Source organism: Trinickia violacea, from assembly GCF_005280735.1.
GTDB classification, from domain to species: domain Bacteria; phylum Pseudomonadota; class Gammaproteobacteria; order Burkholderiales; family Burkholderiaceae; genus Trinickia_A; species Trinickia_A violacea.
Window position 1 is genome coordinate 1,146,736 of record NZ_CP040077.1, and the last position, 16,802, is coordinate 1,163,537.

At 62.8% G+C, this 16,802-nt stretch carries 17 protein-coding genes, 1 tRNA gene and 1 pseudogene; 9 read left to right on the forward strand and 10 right to left on the reverse strand.

Going from position 1 to position 16,802, the window contains the following annotated elements:
- Positions 1 to 229 (reverse strand): annotated as a pseudogene (locus FAZ95_RS39925) (NAD-binding protein); the annotation flags it as partial.
- A gap of 150 nt (positions 230 to 379) precedes the next feature.
- Between FAZ95_RS39925 and FAZ95_RS05255 the strand changes: the two are divergent.
- From FAZ95_RS05255 to FAZ95_RS39190, 4 genes are all read left to right on the forward strand, one after another.
- Positions 380 to 3,340 carry a molybdopterin oxidoreductase family protein gene (locus tag FAZ95_RS05255; RefSeq protein WP_137331486.1) on the forward strand — a complete coding sequence of 987 codons (2,961 nt, stop codon included), beginning with the start codon at positions 380 to 382 and terminating at the stop codon, positions 3,338 to 3,340.
- Positions 3,341 to 3,357: 17 nt separating this feature from the next.
- On the forward strand, positions 3,358 to 4,098 hold the full coding sequence (locus FAZ95_RS05260; protein WP_137331487.1) for a 4Fe-4S dicluster domain-containing protein: 741 nt from the start codon (positions 3,358 to 3,360) through the stop codon (positions 4,096 to 4,098).
- A 36-nt stretch (positions 4,099 to 4,134) separates the two neighbouring features.
- Positions 4,135 to 5,097, forward strand: coding sequence for a dimethyl sulfoxide reductase anchor subunit family protein (locus tag FAZ95_RS05265; protein ID WP_137331488.1), 963 nt, complete (start codon positions 4,135 to 4,137; stop codon positions 5,095 to 5,097).
- Positions 5,098 to 5,185: 88 nt separating this feature from the next.
- Complete coding sequence (locus tag FAZ95_RS39190) at positions 5,186 to 5,341, forward strand: hypothetical protein (RefSeq protein ID WP_175425524.1); 156 nt, start codon at positions 5,186 to 5,188, stop codon at positions 5,339 to 5,341.
- A gap of 39 nt (positions 5,342 to 5,380) precedes the next feature.
- On the opposite strand, the gene FAZ95_RS05270 is transcribed toward FAZ95_RS39190, so the two are convergent.
- The 6 genes from FAZ95_RS05270 to FAZ95_RS05295 all read right to left on the reverse strand — a co-directional run bounded on the left by FAZ95_RS05270 (position 5,381) and on the right by FAZ95_RS05295 (position 9,131).
- Positions 5,381 to 5,776: a DUF5594 family protein gene (locus FAZ95_RS05270; protein WP_137331489.1), complete on the reverse strand. Its 396-nt coding sequence runs from the start codon at positions 5,774 to 5,776 to the stop codon at positions 5,381 to 5,383.
- 85 nt (positions 5,777 to 5,861) lie between these two features.
- Positions 5,862 to 6,233, reverse strand: a complete 372-nt coding sequence (locus tag FAZ95_RS05275; RefSeq protein WP_137331490.1) for a hypothetical protein — start codon at positions 6,231 to 6,233, stop codon at positions 5,862 to 5,864.
- A gap of 198 nt (positions 6,234 to 6,431) precedes the next feature.
- Positions 6,432 to 6,677, reverse strand: coding sequence for a DUF1272 domain-containing protein (locus FAZ95_RS05280; RefSeq protein WP_137331491.1), 246 nt, complete (start codon positions 6,675 to 6,677; stop codon positions 6,432 to 6,434).
- Between the two features lie 569 nt (positions 6,678 to 7,246).
- Positions 7,247 to 7,321: transfer RNA gene (locus tag FAZ95_RS05285), tRNA-Arg, on the reverse strand.
- Between the two features lie 169 nt (positions 7,322 to 7,490).
- A complete protein-coding gene (locus FAZ95_RS05290; protein WP_137330674.1) occupies positions 7,491 to 8,750 on the reverse strand; it encodes an IS256 family transposase in 1,260 nt (419 codons plus the stop codon).
- A gap of 198 nt (positions 8,751 to 8,948) precedes the next feature.
- Complete coding sequence (locus tag FAZ95_RS05295; protein WP_137331492.1) at positions 8,949 to 9,131, reverse strand: rubredoxin; 183 nt, start codon at positions 9,129 to 9,131, stop codon at positions 8,949 to 8,951.
- 209 nt (positions 9,132 to 9,340) lie between these two features.
- Here FAZ95_RS05295 and FAZ95_RS05300 point away from each other — a divergent pair, with 209 nt between their 5' ends.
- From FAZ95_RS05300 to FAZ95_RS05315, 5 genes are all read left to right on the forward strand, one after another.
- Entirely contained in the window at positions 9,341 to 9,745 is a 405-nt protein-coding gene (locus FAZ95_RS05300; RefSeq protein WP_137331493.1) for a DUF4399 domain-containing protein, read from the forward strand.
- A 160-nt stretch (positions 9,746 to 9,905) separates the two neighbouring features.
- Positions 9,906 to 11,843, forward strand: coding sequence for an ATP-binding cassette domain-containing protein (locus FAZ95_RS05305; protein ID WP_137331494.1), 1,938 nt, complete (start codon positions 9,906 to 9,908; stop codon positions 11,841 to 11,843).
- 273 nt (positions 11,844 to 12,116) lie between these two features.
- On the forward strand, positions 12,117 to 12,629 hold the full coding sequence (locus FAZ95_RS39930) for a hypothetical protein (protein WP_254699813.1): 513 nt from the start codon (positions 12,117 to 12,119) through the stop codon (positions 12,627 to 12,629).
- The gene (locus FAZ95_RS39935) at positions 12,626 to 13,258 is read left to right on the forward strand and encodes a hypothetical protein (RefSeq protein ID WP_254699814.1); all 633 of its coding nucleotides are present in this window, start codon (positions 12,626 to 12,628) and stop codon (positions 13,256 to 13,258) included. The genes FAZ95_RS39930 and FAZ95_RS39935 overlap by 4 nt, the downstream gene beginning before the upstream one ends.
- 277 nt (positions 13,259 to 13,535) lie before the next feature.
- Positions 13,536 to 14,066 carry a hypothetical protein gene (locus FAZ95_RS05315; RefSeq protein ID WP_137331495.1) on the forward strand — a complete coding sequence of 177 codons (531 nt, stop codon included), beginning with the start codon at positions 13,536 to 13,538 and terminating at the stop codon, positions 14,064 to 14,066.
- Here FAZ95_RS05315 and FAZ95_RS05320 read toward each other — a convergent pair.
- From FAZ95_RS05320 to FAZ95_RS05330, 3 genes are read right to left on the reverse strand one after another with little or no spacing between them, the layout of a single operon-like run.
- A complete protein-coding gene (locus tag FAZ95_RS05320) occupies positions 14,063 to 14,647 on the reverse strand; it encodes a thiamine phosphate synthase (RefSeq protein ID WP_137331496.1) in 585 nt (194 codons plus the stop codon). The genes FAZ95_RS05315 and FAZ95_RS05320 overlap by 4 nt on opposite strands.
- Before the next feature lie 10 nt (positions 14,648 to 14,657).
- Complete coding sequence (locus FAZ95_RS05325) at positions 14,658 to 15,959, reverse strand: MFS transporter (protein WP_137331497.1); 1,302 nt, start codon at positions 15,957 to 15,959, stop codon at positions 14,658 to 14,660.
- Positions 15,913 to 16,626 carry a LuxR C-terminal-related transcriptional regulator gene (locus FAZ95_RS05330; RefSeq protein ID WP_137331498.1) on the reverse strand — a complete coding sequence of 238 codons (714 nt, stop codon included), beginning with the start codon at positions 16,624 to 16,626 and terminating at the stop codon, positions 15,913 to 15,915. The genes FAZ95_RS05325 and FAZ95_RS05330 overlap by 47 nt, the downstream gene beginning before the upstream one ends.
- Between the last annotated feature and the right edge of the window lie 176 nt (positions 16,627 to 16,802).

Here is a 16,802-nt window from a genome sequence, read left to right on the forward strand (position 1 = left end):
CACCGTACTGCAGAACTGATCGGCGCGCGCCGCCACCGGCAGCGGCGCGCCGTTGCACTTCGCGTCGCTTCGCCTCGTCGAGGCAGATGCCGAGGTCCTTTCCCATTCAGTCCACCGCGAAGCCGAATTCGAACTTGCCTTCGATCATCGTCTTGCCGCGGTTTTCCACCTGCCAGCGTGTTGCCGCGCCTTTGCCGGTCGCGTGGAGCACGTGCGCCATCTCGACGCCCCGCGTGGTTTTTCGAACTATCGCCAAAGCTGATGGTTTTAATTCGAAATAGCGATTTTTCTTTTGCCGTGCGGCCTTATACGATTCGGTCATATGCATATACCGCTTCCCGGCTTGGCGAAGCGCGGCATGGCAATCGAAGGAGGTCAGATGGAACACCGAGCCCGAACCCAGAACGAAAAGCTCGAGGTGAAGACCACCACGTGCTACATGTGCGCGTGCCGCTGCGGAATCCGCGTGCATCTTCGCGACGGCGAAGTGCGCTATATCGACGGCAACCCGAACCATCCGCTCAATCAGGGCGTGATCTGCGCGAAGGGTTCGTCGGGGATCATGAAGCAGTATTCGCCCGCGCGCCTCACGCAGCCGCTGATGCGCAAGCCCGGCGCCGAACGCGGCACCGCGCAGTTCGAACCGGTCTCCTGGGACGTCGCGTTCGCGACCCTCGAGAAGCGCCTCGGCCACCTGCGCGCCACCGATCCGAAGAAGTTCGCGCTCTTCACCGGCCGCGACCAGATGCAGGCGCTCACCGGCCTCTTCGCGAAGCAGTTCGGCACGCCCAACTACGCGGCGCACGGCGGATTCTGCTCGGTCAATATGGCCGCCGGGATGATCTACACGATGGGCGGCTCGTTCTGGGAGTTCGGCGGGCCCGACCTCGACAGCGCGAAGCTGTTCTTCATGATCGGCACCGCGGAAGACCATCACTCGAATCCGCTCAAGATCGCGCTCTCGAAGTTCAAGCGCGCGGGCGGGCGCTTCATCGCGATCAATCCGGTGCGCACGGGCTACGCGGCGATCGCGGACGAATGGGTGCCGATCCGTCCCGGCACCGACGGCGCGCTGTTCATGGCGCTGATCCGCGAACTGATCGAAACCGAGTCGTACGACCGCGAGTTCGTCACGCGCTACACGAACGCGGCGGAGCTGCTCGACATGAACGCCGAGCGCAACACCTTCGGCCTGTTCGTGCAGGACCCCGAGTCGCCGGTCGGCAATCCGCTGTTTCCGCAGAACCGCATGTGGTGGGACCCGGCCGCGCAGCGCGCCGTGGTGCATCACGCGCCGGGCGTCACGCCCGCGCTCGAAGGCCGCTATGCGCTCGCGGACGGCACGCCGGTCGTGCCGTCGTTCGCGCTGCTGCGCGAGCAGGTGGCCGAGTGCACGCCCGAGTGGGCGTCGGAGATCACCGGCATTCCCGCCGACACGATCCGCCGCCTCGCGCAAGAAATGGCCGACACGGCCCGCGACCACAAGATCACGCTGCCGATCCCGTGGACCGACGCGTGGGGCCAGACGCACGACACCGTCACCGGCAACCCGATCGCGTTCCACGCGATGCGCGGGCTCGCCGCGCATTCGAACGGCTTCCAGTCGATCCGCGCGCTGTCGATTCTGATGTCGATCATGGGCACGATCGATCGCCCCGGCGGCTTCCGGCACAAGTCGCCGTACCCGCGCGCGGTGCCGCCGTCGGCGAAACCGCCGAACGATCCGGACGTGATCCAGCCGAATACGCCGCTCGCAAACGGCCCGCTCGGCTGGCCCGCCGCGCCGGAAGATCTCTTTGTCGACAAGGACGGCCAGCCCGGCCGCATCGACAAGGCGTTCTCGTGGGAGTACCCGCTCGCGGTCCACGGCCTCATGCACAGCGTCATCACGAACGCCTGGCGCGGCGACCCGTACCCGATCGACACGCTGTTCATCTTCATGGCGAACCTGGCGTGGAACTCGTCGATGAACACGGTCGAGGTCCGCAAGATGCTCGCCGACAAGCACGAGAACGGCGAGCACAAGATCCCGTTCATCGTGGTGTGCGACGCGTTTCAGTCGGAGATGACCGCGTTCGCCGATCTGATCCTGCCGGACACGACCTACCTCGAGCGGCACGATGCGATGTCGGTGCTCGATCGTCCGATCTCCGAATACGACGGTCCGGTCGACTCCGTGCGCGTTCCCGTGGTGCCGCCGACCGGCGAATGCAAGCCCTTCCAGGAAGTGCTGATCGAGCTCGGCAGCCGGCTGAAGCTGCCGGCGTTCACGAAAGAGGACGGCACGCGCAAGTACCGCGACTACCCGGATTTCGTCGTCAACTTCCAGACCTCGCCCAATTCGGGCGTCGGCTTTCTCGCCGGCTGGCGGGGCAAGGACGGCGACAAGGCGCTCGTCGGCGAGCCGAATCCGAACCAGTGGGAGCAATACGCGAAAAACAATTGCGTGTTCCATTTCACGCTGCCCGAGTCGATCCAGTACATGCGCAACTGCAACGGGCCGTACTTGAAGTGGGCGGTCGAGAACGGCTTTCGCAAGTTCGACACGCCGATCGTGATTCAGCTCTACTCGGACGTGCTGCAGAAATTCCGGCTCGCCGCGCGCGGCAAGACGACAGGCCGCCAGCCGCCCGATCACCTGCGTGCGCGTATCGAGCGCTATTTCGATCCGCTGCCGTTCTACTACCCGCCGCTCGAAAACGCCGCGACCGATACGGCGCGCTATCCGCTCGCCGCGATCACGCAGCGTCCGATGGCGATGTACCACTCGTGGGATTCGCAGAACGCTTGGCTGCGGCAGATCCACGGCGAGAACTATCTGTTCATGAATCCGCGCATGGCGCAGGAAAACGGCATCGAGGACGGCGGCTGGATCTACGTCGAATCGCAGTGGGGCAAGGTCCGCTGCATGGCGCGCTACAGCGAGGCGGTCGAGCCCGGGACGGTGTGGACCTGGAACGCGATCGGCAAGGCGGCGGGCGCGTGGAACCTCGGTCCCGATGCGAACGAATCCAAGCACGGCTTTCTGTTGAACCACCTGATCACGGACGAGTTGCCCGCTCAGGAAAAGAACGCGGCAGCGGGCGCACGGATGTCGAATTCCGATCCGGTCACGGGACAGGCCGCGTGGTACGACGTGCGCGTGCGCGTCTATCCGGCCGAAGCCGACGCCGACCACACGCTGCCGCAGTTCGCGCCGATGACGGCGCTGCCCGGCTCGACGGGCGCGAATGCGGTCCAGCGCGTCGTGCAGGCGTATTTCGCGGGACGCGGCGAATTTGCCAAGCGCTTGATGCAGGCGGTGAAGCCCGCCGCCAAGCACCACGACGGCGAACAGTAAACAGGCGGGAGCAAGCAATGACTCAGATGGCCCTCGTGATCGACTTGAACGTGTGCGTCGGATGCCACGCGTGCGTGACGAGCTGCAAGGAATGGAACACCTCGGGCGAGGCGGGCAGTCTCGCGGATTTCCGGCCGTACGACGACGATCCGTCGGGGACGTTCTTCAACCGCGTGCAGACCTACGAAACCGGCGAGTTTCCGCTCACCGACACGATTCACTTCCCGAAGTCGTGCCTGCATTGCGAAGACCCGCCGTGCGTGCCCGTGTGCCCGACCGGCGCGAGCTACAAGCGCAAGGAAGACGGCCTCGTGCTGGTCGACTACGACCGCTGCATCGGCTGCAAATACTGCTCGTGGGCATGCCCGTACGGCGCGCGCGAGATCGACGAGAAGCGCCACGAGATGACGAAGTGCACGCTGTGCTCGGACCGCATCAACAACGAGGCGCTGCCCGAGCGCGACCGCAAGCCCGCCTGCGTGCTCGCGTGCCCGACTTCGGCGCGGCTCTTCGGCGATATCCATGATCCCGAGTCGACGGTGTCGAAGGCGATCCGCGAGCGCGGCGGTTATCAGTTGATGCCGGAGTGGGGCACGCGGCCTTCGAATCACTACTTGCCGCGGCACAAGACGGAGTCGACGTCGTGCGGCGGGGGAGCGTGCTCGTGCAAATCGGCGGGCGACGCCCAGGATGTGTCGATCGACGCGCAGCTCGAGCGAGGCCAATTGAATCTGGCCTCGGCGGCGACGCGCGCGTGATGGCGGCTGGTCAATAAGGATGGGGAGTCAAGGAAGATGAGACCTGCTTTCTCGGTGGTGTTCCTGACGACGCTTTGCGGCGCCGCGCAGGGATTGTTGATCGCGCTCGTCGGCGTGGAAGTCGCCGGGCGGCTCGGCTGGGGCGCGGCAAGTGCGATGACGTCGCAGAGTTTTTATGTCGTGGGCGCGGGCGTGTCGGTCGCGCTCGGCGCGCTGGGCCTCCTCGCTTCGTTTTTCCACCTCGGACATCCGGAGCGCGCGTGGCGCGCGATCGCGATGTGGCGCACGTCGTGGCTCTCGCGCGAATGTCTCGCACTGCCCGCGTTTCTCGCTTGCGCGTTCGCGTATGGCGTCGCGCACTGGATCGGTTCGCCGTACGCAATCGCGATCGGCGTGCTCGGCGTGCTGGCAGGCGCGGCGCTCTTCGTCTGCACGTCGATGATCTATGCGTGCCTGCGCTTTCTGCAGGAATGGGCCACGCCGCTCACGATGGTCAACTTCGTGCTGCTCGGCTGCGCATCGGGATTCACACTCGCCGCGGCATGCTCGGCGTGGCTCGCGCCCGCGCTAGTGGGCGCACTCGCGCCGTGCGCGTGCGTGCTGACGCTTGCCGGCTGCGCGAGCCGGATTGCGTCGCTCGCGCGCAACGCGCGGCTGCGGCCGAAGTCGACGCTGCAAAGCGCGACCGGCATCAAGGGCCCGAACGTCGTCCAAAAGTCGCGCGGCTTCACCGCCCAATCGTTCAACACGCGCGAGTTCTTTCACGGCCAAACGGCGCGCACGGTGCAGACCGTCAAGTGGGCGTTTTTGCTCGGCGCATTCGCGGTGCCGTTCGTGCTGACGGCGCTGGGGGCGGCGGCGTCGTCGTCGGTGGCCTCGTCGATTGCGCTCCTCGGCGCGGCGTTCGTCATCCAATACGCGGGGCTCGTCGCCGAGCGATGGTTCTTCTTCGCCGAAGCGCGCCATCCGCAGAATTTGTATTACGGACGCGCTTCGTGAACGTGGCGCAGGTCGCAAAATAGATCGCCTGGCGGCGGCAACGCTCGTAGAATCGAGACAGCCGCCGTTAGATCAGGAGGAGACTGCAATGCCTGATTCATCCATCGGTTTCATGCTGACGCTTATCGTCTTCGTATGCGCCGCGTTTCTCGTTGCGACGCGGTATCAGACCGAACATCCATTGAACGACTTGCGGCGCTGGCTCGGTGCGCATCATCCGCAATGGATGCATAGGCGGCATTGAGAAAGCGGGGCGGCTAGAGGCAAGAGGTCGCCAGAGGTGTTATGCGCCGAAGTCGAGGCCGCCGATCAGAATAGACGGTTCGTCCTGGGTGCGCGTCGCGAAGTCGATCGATCGCGCGTCCTGCCAATTGCGCAGCTTGCGAGGAATCGCGTTGAGGTAGCGCTGAAAGCGCGTGCGGCCCTCTGGGGTCGTCAGCAGGCTTTCGATTTCGTCGTCATCCCACGTCAGCTCGACGTTGAGCGGGTGTGCGAAGTGCCTCAGGTGCTCGTGCGCGTGCTCGTTCACCTCCCCGAATAACCGGACTCGCGTCGCCCGGCCAGCGCCTTCGGACGGGATGATTTTCGCGCGCACGTGCGCGTCGAACAGGCCAGTGATCGTCTCCGCGATGCGGGGTGCAAATTCGGTTTCGAAACGGCGGACAATCGCGACATCCATGTGGGGCTCTCCGTGCGTCGGCAGATGCTAGCACGGGGATGGGCCGCGATTCGTCCTGATGCGTCCGGGTAATTCGTCCTGTCGGCTAGCGGCTCGAGCCGCCACCGCCACCTCCACCGCCGCCGCCGCCGTGACCGCCGCCATGGCCGCCCCAGCTACCGCCGCTCGTCCAGACGCCGCCATGGTTGCCGCCGTGACCCCAGCCTCCGCCCCAACCGTGACCGTGACCGCCGCCGTGGTCATGATCGTGATCATGATCATGATCATGGTGGTGGAAGAAGCAACAGCTGCCGCCGCCGACGATGCCGACCGCACCGTACGCATACCCCGGCTCGTAGTCCGGGCCGTAGGCGTAGTAGCCGTCGGGGTAATAAGCGTAATCGGGGTAGCCGGGAGCCTCCGCGACGCAGCCCGCGAGGGCGGAGGCCAATCCGAGGATTGTGATGAGCCTCAACATGATTTCGCTCCCATCTATCTCCTAAGAAAGCTAAATGGGTGGCGGAGTTCGGCAGGAATTGTGTCCGGAGTTTACTGGCTGGAGGATGGCGGGAACATGGCGGGCGTGACCGGCGTGGCCATGTTCCGGTGCGCAATAGAAGCGCTTTGGCCGAGGCGGAAACGCTGCTGTCGCTGTGCTTATCGTTGCCTGTTGTGCCTAGTGCTGCTGCGCGCAGTCCGGATTGAAGACGCGTTCGGTCGACGGCGGATTGCTCGCGAGCTTGTTCGCCGGACGGCGCGGCCGCGCGACCAGTTCGCCGCCGCAATTCGGGCATGTGCCGTGAAGCACGTTCGTCGCGCAGTCGACGCAGAACGTGCATTCGAATGAGCAGATTCGCGCATCGGCGGACTCCGGGGGGAGGTCTTTGTCGCAGCATTCGCAGCTTGGTCTGAGTGCCAGCATCTCGAGACTCCTGAGCGTAAAGTGGTAAGGGAGCAGCGCGTGCGATACGGTACATCGAAGGCGATATGACGGGACTGCCAATTTCGTGTCTTTCCCCGATTCCCGGAATGTTTTGCGTGTTCTGACCGTTTAGTTGAGGTGCCCCGCGCGGGCTCGAATTGCTTCGTTCCTTCGCAATGGAGGTGCGCAATGTCCTCGATTCGGTGTTTGAAGCTATTGCTGGTCTTTCCGCTCTTGTTTGTCTTCGCGGGATGCGCGCACGAGGATGGAGCCTCGGCGCAACCCGCTCAAACCGCCAGGGTTTTGCCTCTTGGCGCCTGCTTGGCTTCCGATGGAGGCGTGGTGCAGGAAGGCTTCATTGTCTCCAGGTGCGCCGTGCCGGGCACGGGCATCACCGACTGTCCGCGGTACATCTGCAAGCGATGCACCAGCGGCGCTTGGGGCGGGGAATACACCTGCCTGTATCGATGAGCCGACGGATTGCGGAAGGCACTCCCGGAAAGCAAAAAGCCCCGCGGTGTAACACGCGGGGCTTCTCAGGAAGCTGGGAACCGGCTGCGAAGCTCATTTGGTCCCCCCGACAGGAATCGAACCTGTATCTAGCGCTTAGGAGGCACTTGTTCTATCCATTGAACTACGGGGAGAGGACCGAATGGCCGACGACTCAGAGTCCGTCAGCGAGCGCTGAGTATATCAAAGACATTCAACCGTGACGGCTCGGTCATCTTCGCGGCCGCTTCTTTTCCAAAAAGTTCGGGCAGTACTTCTTCAGCAGGAGGTATCCGGATTTCTGTGTGTGAGGCGGGTTAAGACTCAGATTCCGATATTGAATCGCTCGGGGTAAAGCAGCGCGAACTGTGTCATCGCGCTTTTCCAATCGTGCCGAGAGCCGCTCCATTTGGCAACGACGTTGCGCAGCGCTAGCCAGATCAGCTTGAGCGCGGCCTCGTCCGATGGGAAGTGGCCGCGCGCCTTGATGATCTTGCGCAATTGCATGTGCAGCGACTCGATCGCATTTGTCGTATAGACGATTTTTCTAATCTCGGGCGCGAACGCGAAGAACGGAATCACCTGTTCCCAGGCCCGCCGCCAGAGCGCTGCGATCGGCGGGTATTTGGCGCCCCACGGGCCGGCGTCGAACGCGTCCAGGGCCGCGGCAGCCGCCTCGGCCGTTGGCGCCCGGTAGACCTCCTTGAGCGCTGCCGCAGCCGCTTTGCGATCCTTCCAACTCACGAAGTCCAGCGAGTTGCGAATCAGATGGACGATACAGGTCTGGACCGTCGTTTCCGGAAACACCGTGTTGATCGCTTCCGGAAAGCCCTTCAGGCCATCGACCACGGCAATCAGAATGTCCTGCACACCGCGCAGTTTCAGGTCGTTGACCACTCGTAGCCAGAACTTGGCGCCCTCGGTCTGCTCGATCCATAGGCCCAGCACGTCGCGTGTGCCGTCGCGGCGCACGCCCAGCGCCAGATAGATCGCCTTGTTGCGTACCACGCCTTCGTCACGGATCTTCACGCGCAGGGCATCGAAGAACACCACCGGATACATGGCCTCCAGCGGCCGCTGCTGCCAGTCGCGCACTTCGTTGAGCACCGCGTCGGTCACCGTGCTGATAAAGTCCGGCGACACCTCGATGCCGTACATCTCCAACAGGAAACCCTGAATCTCTCGCACGCTCATGCCGCGTGCGTACATCGCGATGATCTTGTCGTCGAAACCGGTGAAGCGCCGCTCGCCCTTGGCGATCAGCACCGGGTCGAACGTGCCTTCGCGATCGCGCGGAATCTCGACGTCGAACGTGTCGTCGTCGGTCGTGATGCGCTTGCGGCTGGTGCCGTTGCGGTGGTTCGTGCCGCCTTCCGGCTTGGCTTGGCCCTTCTCGTAGCCTAGGTGGTGCGTCAGCTCACCGCCTAGCGCGCGTTCGAAGATCGCCTTCTTGAGCGCAGCCAGTTGCTCGTTAATGGTCGCCCGGTCCAGTGTCCCGGGCACCAGTTGTTTGATCAGCTCCGGGTCCAGGTTCAACCCCTTGCCCGGTTCCACCGTCGTTTCTTCTTTTCGTTTGCGTGGCATAAAGCGGCTCCTTTGCCGTCAGTTTATGCCTCACACACAGGAAATCGGATAGGCTCCTTCAGCAGGCCGTGCGCGCGCAAAGTCGGCCTCGTTCCAGACCGGATTCTCGTCAGCCGGATGACTCACTTTTCGCTTGCCCCCTAAACACACCCCCCACGGAATACCTCCCCCGCCTCGCGTGTTCTGTGTCGTACCGGCTCAGAACTCGACGGCCGCAAACTCCGCCTTGGTCACGTCGCACTCCGGACACCGCCAGTCTTCGGGAATGTCGGCAAAGCGGGTACCCGGCGCGATGCCTTCGCCGGGCAGGCCGTCTTGTTCGTTGTAGACCCAGCCGCAAATCAGGCAGACCCAGCTTTTGTATTCGATCACTTCGCTCACGGAATTCTCTTTCAAATGAATGCTTTGGAACGCTCTGGCCCTTCGTGACGACGTCGGGCAAAACACGCGATTTTAACGGATTCCGTGACGAGGCCCGTGTGCGCGATTGCCGCGGCGCCCGAGCGCGAATCCGCTGCTTTGGCTGAGTCAGTAAACTTTGCAACCCCGGTGTATGCTGACCACCGGCTTGATTCCACCTGGAGAAAACGATGCTCAAAAACACATGGATCACAGGCGCAGTATTCGCGGGACTGCTCGTGGCGTCGGCCGCGGCGCGGGCCGACTCTCGCGTCTTCTTTGTCGCGCCGAAGGACGGCGCGACCGTGACGAGCCCGGTGCACATCGTGTTCGGCGTCGAGGGCATGACGGTCGCGCCGGCCGGCACGATCACGGAAGGCACGGGCCACCATCATCTGATCATCGACGGCGGACCGGTGCCCCAAGGCACCGTCGTCCCCGCCGACGAGACGCACATCCACTACGGCAAGGGGCAGACCGAGACGGACGTGACCCTGCCGCCGGGCGACCACACGCTGACCATGCAATTCGCCGACGGCGCGCATCGGTCTTATGGCCCCCAAATGAGCCAGACCATCACGGTTCATGTGAAGTAAGCCGGACGGTCGTTCGTCCGCTCCTGGCGGCCGTGTCTCTTTGGAGCGCGCGCGGCTCGCGCGCGCTCATCCCCTGTGTCCTATGTCTTTAGGCACCCGGCCGCGCTTCGCCCGACCGGTACAATGAGCGTTTTGGTTTTCGCTCAAAGCCGCTCTCCCCATGTCGCTTTATTCCATCACCGGCGCGCAGCTCGCGTTCGGTCACGTCGCGTTGCTCGATCACGCGGATTTCTCGCTCGAAGCCGGCGAGCGCGTCGGCCTGATCGGCCGCAACGGCGCAGGCAAATCGTCGCTCCTGAAGATCGTCGCCGAGCTCACGAAGCCCGATGACGGTCTCGTCACGCGGCAGCAGGATCTGTCGACCGTCTATGTGCCGCAGGAGCCGGAGTTCGATGCGGACGTGTCGGTGTTCGATACCGTCGCGGCCGGCCTCGTCGACGCACGCGCGCATCTCGACGAATACGATGCCGTCGCGCACCGGCTCGCGGAAACGCCCGAAGGCGCCGAGCACGATGCGCTGCTCGCGCGCATGAACGCGCTGCAATCGTCGCTCGACGCGACCGATGCCTGGAACTGGCGCACGCGTGTCTCGACCACGCTCGCGCAAATCGGCCTCGACGGCGACGCGCGCGTCGGCGCGCTCTCGGGCGGGATGCAAAAGCGCGTCGCGCTGGCCCGCGCGCTCGTCGCGCAGCCGGACGTGCTCTTGCTCGACGAGCCGACCAACCACCTCGATTTCGACGGCATCCGCTGGCTCGAGGAGCTGCTCGCGTCGCAGCGCGCCGGGCTCTTCTTCATCACGCACGATCGCGCATTTCTCGACCGCGTGGCGACGCGCATCGTCGAACTCGACCGCGGCCGGCTCTTGTCGTACCCCGGCAATTTCTCCGCTTACCAGACGCGCAAGGCGCAGCAACTGGAAGTCGAGCGCGTCGAGAACGAGAAGTTCGACAAGCTGCTCGCGCAGGAAGAAGTGTGGATTCGCAAGGGCGTCGAGGCGCGCCGAACGCGCAGCGTCGGCCGCATTGCGCGGCTCGTGCAGATGCGCAACGAACGCGCCGAGCGGCGCAACGTGCAGGGCAACGTGAAGCTCGACGTCGGGCAGGGGGAGAAGTCCGGCAAGATCGTCGCCGAGCTGACCGATGTGACGAAGCGCTACGGGGCGCGCACGGTGGTTGACCGGTTTTCGGCGACGGTCATGCGCGGCGACAAGATCGGGTTCGTCGGACCGAACGGCGCGGGCAAGACGACGCTCCTCAAGCTGATCCTGGGCGAATTGGCGCCTGACGAAGGCACTGTCAAGGTCGGCACGAACCTGCAGGTCGCGTATTTCGATCAGATGCGCGCGCAGCTCGATCAGGAAAAGAGCCTCGCCGATACGATCAGCCCCGGTAGCGACTGGGTCGAAGTCAACGGCACGAAGAAGCACGTGATGAGCTATCTGGGCGACTTCCTGTTCGCGCCGGAACGCGCCCGCTCGCCCGTGAAGTCGCTCTCGGGCGGCGAGCGCAACCGCCTCTTGCTCGCGCGCCTCTTCGCGCGGCCCGCGAACGTGCTCGTGCTCGACGAGCCGACCAACGACCTCGACATCCCCACGCTCGAACTGCTCGAAGAGCTGCTCGCCGACTACGACGGCACCGTGCTACTCGTGAGCCACGACCGCGCGTTTCTCGACAACGTCGTGACGTCGGTGATCGCGTCGGAAGGGGCGGGGAACTGGCGCGAGTATGTCGGCGGCTTCACCGACTGGCAGGTGCAAAGCGAGCGCTCGCAGCAGATCGCCGAGCAAGCGGCCGCGAAGGACGCAGCGAAGGAAGCGCCCGCGGCGAGCGCGCCGAAGGACAGCGCGGCGGGCCGCAATGCCCAGCGCACGGTCAAGCTGTCGTTCAAGGAGCAGCGCGAGCTGGAGGCGCTGCCCGAGAAGATCGCGGCGCTCGAGGCCGAGCAAAAGACGATCGGCGCGCAACTGGAAGACGGATCGATTTTCGCGAAGGACGCGCAGGAGGGCGCGCGTCTCACCGAGCGCTATGCGGCGATCGACGACGAACTGCTGCTTGCGCTAGAGCGCTGGGAAGAGCTGGAAGCCAAGCGCAAGTAGTGGGGCACGCCAAGTGCGGCACACCACGAGCGGCGGACGCGAAAAGACGATCCGCTCGATGCGCCGCACTGTGCGATGCCGAACGGCGAGATCGAATGATCATCGCTAGCGCTTGGATGCCGGGCGACAGAGAAGATGCTCCGTCGCCCGGCATCGAGTTGGCGGCGGTCTCCGTCGCGACGACCGCCGTAGCCGGCGGCAGCCCCATCCACCGTAGCGACAGCCGCTTCCACGGGAACCGCCGCTCACGCGACCACCCATGCCCACGCCCGCGTGGAGCCGCACGCCGACTCGCGCCTGCGCGTGCCGCAGGGCGATTTGCGCGCCTATATGCACGGCATCGGCGCGGCGTCCGATGGGCATGGCGGCACCTATGTGTTCTTCAGCAGCTCGGGCTTGCCGCCGCGCGGAGCAGGGCGCGACGGCAACTGGACGCATGACGTCTACGTCGCGCACTGGTCGCCGGAGCGGGCCAAGCTCGCGAAGCCGCGCGTGTTCATCCACCGGCCCGAGGCGCAGGAGCCGGTATCGATCGCGCAGAGCAGCACCGGCAACATCATGGTGACGTTCGAAGACGGCTGGAACACGGCGGACGAGGTGAGCCAGCGCTACGGCGTCTACTCGCGCCTGCTCGGACCGGTGCGTCCGTATCCGATCGACGTCAAGGCGGGCGGCCGTTCGGGGCAGCGGCCGCGGTCGGCTCGCGCTTCGTCGTCTTCTACTCGGACGACTGGGTCGACGGCGGCGGCGTCGACAATCTCGGCACCGGACGCGGCGTCTACGTGAAGACCTACGACGCTGACGGCGCGCCGCTGAACTTCGTTTCCGTCGCGCCCTACGTGCGCGAGTGGTGGCCGATGATCGCCGCGTCGCCCACGCGGGCGCTGCTCGTCTGGCAGCAATACGTGAACGGGCAGACCTACGCGCAACTGAAGGCGGCGGCGTTCGACCCGGCCGACGGCACGTTGAGCGAGCCGCATGTGATTGCGCCGCATCTGCAGTACTACACGTATGCGGCGGCTTATGTGCCTGCGCTCGACCGCTTTGTGGTTGCCGCGAGCGATGCGAGCGGACACGGCTTCGCGCAACTGTTCGACGAAGACGGTGCGCCGGTGGCGACGCTCGCGTGCATGCCGTCGACGGTGCGCGAAGCGGGGATCACGGTGATCGGCGATCGGGCGTATACGCCGTCACAGGACGGGCGTCTGCTGGAATTGCGGATGAGCGCGTCGTCGATCGAGCTCGAAGCGACGCAGCCGTCGCCGATCAAATGGTGGTACATGGGCAGCCTCGGGCTCGCGCGTTCCGATTCGCGTTTGCACTGGGTCTCGTTGAGCCCGTATGGGCTGCAGGAGGCTGACTTCGACTTGGCCGCCGCGCAGCCCGCGACGGCGGTGGATCGTTGCGAGCGCTAGCCATATGCATTGACGACATGACCGGGCGATGCTCTGACGAGGGCCAAGCGCCATTCGGCAAGCGGGCGCCAGTTGTTCAATCGATTGGCTCCCGATTGAACTAGGAAACGGTGCTCCAAGCCGTGGCCCAAGGTTTCCCGAAGGTAGAGCATCGCTGCGGGATGCTCCGATCGCACGCCAAGTCCGTGTTTATTACGGATGCGGGGCGCTTCTTACACTCGGATAATTGTTCAGCTGCTTTCACTCGTTCCGACATCAACGACATGGCTGAGCCGACATGAAGACAGAAATCCGTTTCCGAATTGGCTCCACTTGGCTGTGCTTGGAGAGCGGCAGGGGGCCCGTGCCCGAGCACCCGGATGCGGTAACGGTCACCCTGCGCCGGAGCCGAACGAATGGGCGACCGGGAAGATGCATCGAGGCGAACCCAGGTACGCGACGTAACGAGATCCTCGCGCTAGGCCTGCGGTTAGTGGAATTGGCCGATCGCATGACGCCCGAAACAATGTGGTCGTCCAACCAGACTGTGCAAAGTGATGGTCGGCCGCCGCGTGCGCTGAACCTTGACGCTGCAGACCGTGCGCTGATCGAGCACCTGTCGCTCGACAGGCCCATCGATTTCGCGCGCCATGTCTACGAAAGCTCGGAGCGCTTACATGCCCGCATGCCGATCCTGCGAGCTGCACAAAGCGTGCTCGGGCATTGCGACGACGAAACGGCCGCCGACCTTTATTTATTGCTGGTCTTCGCCGACATGCATGGCTGCTTGCCGCTCAGGTCTGAGCTTGCTGCTACCGAGCCCGGTTAGCCGCTCCAAAGCGAACGAATCGCGGCGATGCCATAGGCACCGGCTTCGCGGGCCTCGTTCAAGGTGTCGGCAGTCATCCCGCCCAAGGCATAGACCGGGAGCGGGGTCAGCGCCACCAGTTCTTTAAAACGCGGCCAACCCAGTGGTTCGGCCGTCGTATGCGTCGCAGTAGGTAAGACCGGCGAAATCGTCAATAAATCGGCGCCTATCCGGTTCGCATGCAGCACTTGGCGCGCGTCGTGGCACGCGGCCGAAACCAGCAGTTTGGACGGCAATGGTCTATTTGTGCATGCCATCAGGCGAGTGCTGGTGAGGTGTACGCCATCGGCCTGCAAGGCGTGCGCCACATCGGCTGGCGCGTTCAACAGTAGTCGCGCATCGTAGCGCCGGCAACACGCCAGTGCCTGCTCGGCCAGAGTGACATATTGCGGCGCTGTCAGGGTCTTGGCGCGCAACTGCACTAAGCGGATGCCCGCTTCCAATGCGCGTTCCAACTGCGCGATAAAGTCGGCTATAGGCTCGCCAGCCGGTGGCTCTGGCGTGACTAGATAGGTCGGTGGCAGCTTGGTTGAATGGGTCATGGGACGTCTGCTAAAAAATCGAGGGCGGCCCGCGTTGTTGCTCGGGCTTAGTCACATCGACTGAAAAGAGAATTTGGCTTCGCCTCTTCAAGGAAATGCTGTAGGCAACGGGCGCAGCCAGCAAACCCATTGCCATGATGTAGAGCGCCGGCGCAGTCAGCCGATGCGTCAAGTTGATCAAATAAGCGCATAAGACGGGTGCGGTTCCGCCGAAAATCGCGGTGGCGAAGGAATAGGTGCTGGCCATGCCGAAGCTCCGCCAGTTGTTCTTAAACAAGTCGGGCAGCACGACAAAAATAACGCCAACCACGCAACCTGCCATGACCGCAAAGGCCGCCTGCACGAATAACAGCGTCAGAAAATCGCCGCGCTGCAGGATCGCGAACAGCGGATAACTACTGCAGACTAAAGACACGATTCCGACCAGCACGAGCTGAGTCGCATCTACCCATCGCGTGGCATAACCCGCGCCCAGCATCGACATAGAGAAAATCACCAAGGTGGTCACATTTGTCAAATGGGCATCGGAATTGGGTACGCCCAGATAACTATGCAAATAGTTCGGCAGCCAGACGAAGACCGTATAGATATGCACCTCCATAAATGCAACCAAGACTGCGGCTTGTATCAGCGGTACCATGGGCCTTGCGTGGATCGCGCGATGCACTTGACGACTCGCGTGCACGGCGATCGACGACCTGAGCGAATAGATCCACAGCGACATCGGAATGCAGAGCAAAAATGGCCAGCGCCACGGCGCTATCCATTGCCCTGCATTCGCCCCAGCCGGTAGCGCGGCACAGTATGGCAAGACGAAAACAACCCCCGAGGCCAGCAACATACCGAGGAAACCGCTGACCACGACCAAGGCACAGTAGAGGCCGCGGTATTTATCCGCTGCGTTGAGCGACACAAAATAACCGCTCAACGGCATCTCGCCGCCCGCGGCAAAACCTTGCAGTATCTTCAGGCCTACCAGCAGCCCCGTCGCGAGATAGCCGGCGGTTTGATAAGTCGGCAAAAAAGCGATCAACGATGCTGGAACCGCCATGCCTATCATGCTGAGCTTGAGTGCCGTACCCGCGCCATATCGATTGCCCAAGAGGCCAAAAAACACGCTGCCGAACGGTCGCGCCAGGTAACTGCTTGCGAATACCGAGAAACTCAGCATTAGTGCTGTCTTGTCACTTTCGGCCGGAAAGAACAGCAGGCCGATCTCCAAGGCCATGAAAGCGGTAAGCGAGAATTCGTACCACTCGAAAAGATTAGCTGTCAGCGCAATCTTCAGCAGCGGACTGAATTGCGAGCGCATGAGTGTTCCATTTCAAGAGGGTTAGCGCCTGGGACAGATTGCCGTCGATGATTTTGTTGCGCAGGGCCTCCAAATGGCATTCCACAGTTCTGTCCGAGGTGCCGAGAAATTTCGCGATTCCCTTATTGGTAAAGCGCTCTGCTTTTAAGAGGAAAACCTGAAATTGTGCATTGGTGGGTGGCTTGAAGAAATATTGATCGATTTCAAGGCAGACGAGAGTCCTCTTGATTGCGTTCGCAGTGTCGTAAAAATTCCGGTAAAGCCGATAAAGACTGCTTGGAGGGAGTGTTTGTGTAATGTCATGCCGATACGTGACGATACCCAGAATTTTCCCTCGGGAACCCAGTACGGGGAATTTGACCATTTCCTCCAACTGAGCCTCGCCGCTATCGTCAAGAAATTGATGCCTGCCGAGTACGTGGGATTTCTTTTCGCGCGCACGAGAATCGAGCCTTTCTATCATGGTCGCATATCGCTTACCCCATTCGGGCTGGTTAAATCTCAGGTCTTGTATCCTCAATCCCACAAGATCCTTTGGATTTGAAACTCCGAATTGCCTTGAATTATATAAATTATTCACAAGATATCTTCCGGTGTCGGCCTCTTTGAGGCTTGCCGAAACAGGGAAATTATCTATAAAACTGATGATTGCGCTATCGGATTTCATGATTGGGGCTCGTTCCAGAATCTTCTGCAGGCTGCGGCCTCTTACGTGATTCGGTCGAACTGTAGCGCAAAATCTACGTGTGTGGATGATTAATTGCGGGTATATCCAATTTACTCAAAATGCATTTTTTGATACGCCGGAATATATCTAATCGGCATATTGATGCTTGGCGTGTC

What these genes read in the sequence shown, in the direction of transcription:
- FAZ95_RS05255 (WP_137331486.1), top strand. Translation starts at nt 380, where the DNA reads ATGGAACACCGAGCCCGAACCCAGAACGAAAAGCTCGAGGTGAAGACC.
- FAZ95_RS05260 (WP_137331487.1), top strand. Translation starts at nt 3,358, where the DNA reads ATGACTCAGATGGCCCTCGTGATCGACTTGAACGTGTGCGTCGGATGC.
- FAZ95_RS05265 (WP_137331488.1), top strand. Translation starts at nt 4,135, where the DNA reads ATGAGACCTGCTTTCTCGGTGGTGTTCCTGACGACGCTTTGCGGCGCC.
- FAZ95_RS39190 (WP_175425524.1), top strand. Translation starts at nt 5,186, where the DNA reads ATGCCTGATTCATCCATCGGTTTCATGCTGACGCTTATCGTCTTCGTA.
- FAZ95_RS05270 (WP_137331489.1), bottom strand. Translation starts at nt 5,776, where the DNA reads ATGGATGTCGCGATTGTCCGCCGTTTCGAAACCGAATTTGCACCCCGC.
- FAZ95_RS05275 (WP_137331490.1), bottom strand. Translation starts at nt 6,233, where the DNA reads ATGTTGAGGCTCATCACAATCCTCGGATTGGCCTCCGCCCTCGCGGGC.
- FAZ95_RS05280 (WP_137331491.1), bottom strand. Translation starts at nt 6,677, where the DNA reads ATGCTGGCACTCAGACCAAGCTGCGAATGCTGCGACAAAGACCTCCCC.
- FAZ95_RS05290 (WP_137330674.1), bottom strand. Translation starts at nt 8,750, where the DNA reads ATGCCACGCAAACGAAAAGAAGAAACGACGGTGGAACCGGGCAAGGGG.
- FAZ95_RS05300 (WP_137331493.1), top strand. Translation starts at nt 9,341, where the DNA reads ATGCTCAAAAACACATGGATCACAGGCGCAGTATTCGCGGGACTGCTC.
- FAZ95_RS05305 (WP_137331494.1), top strand. Translation starts at nt 9,906, where the DNA reads ATGTCGCTTTATTCCATCACCGGCGCGCAGCTCGCGTTCGGTCACGTC.
- FAZ95_RS05315 (WP_137331495.1), top strand. Translation starts at nt 13,536, where the DNA reads ATGAAGACAGAAATCCGTTTCCGAATTGGCTCCACTTGGCTGTGCTTG.
- FAZ95_RS05320 (WP_137331496.1), bottom strand. Translation starts at nt 14,647, where the DNA reads ATGACCCATTCAACCAAGCTGCCACCGACCTATCTAGTCACGCCAGAG.
- FAZ95_RS05325 (WP_137331497.1), bottom strand. Translation starts at nt 15,959, where the DNA reads ATGCGCTCGCAATTCAGTCCGCTGCTGAAGATTGCGCTGACAGCTAAT.
- FAZ95_RS05330 (WP_137331498.1), bottom strand. Translation starts at nt 16,626, where the DNA reads ATGAAATCCGATAGCGCAATCATCAGTTTTATAGATAATTTCCCTGTT.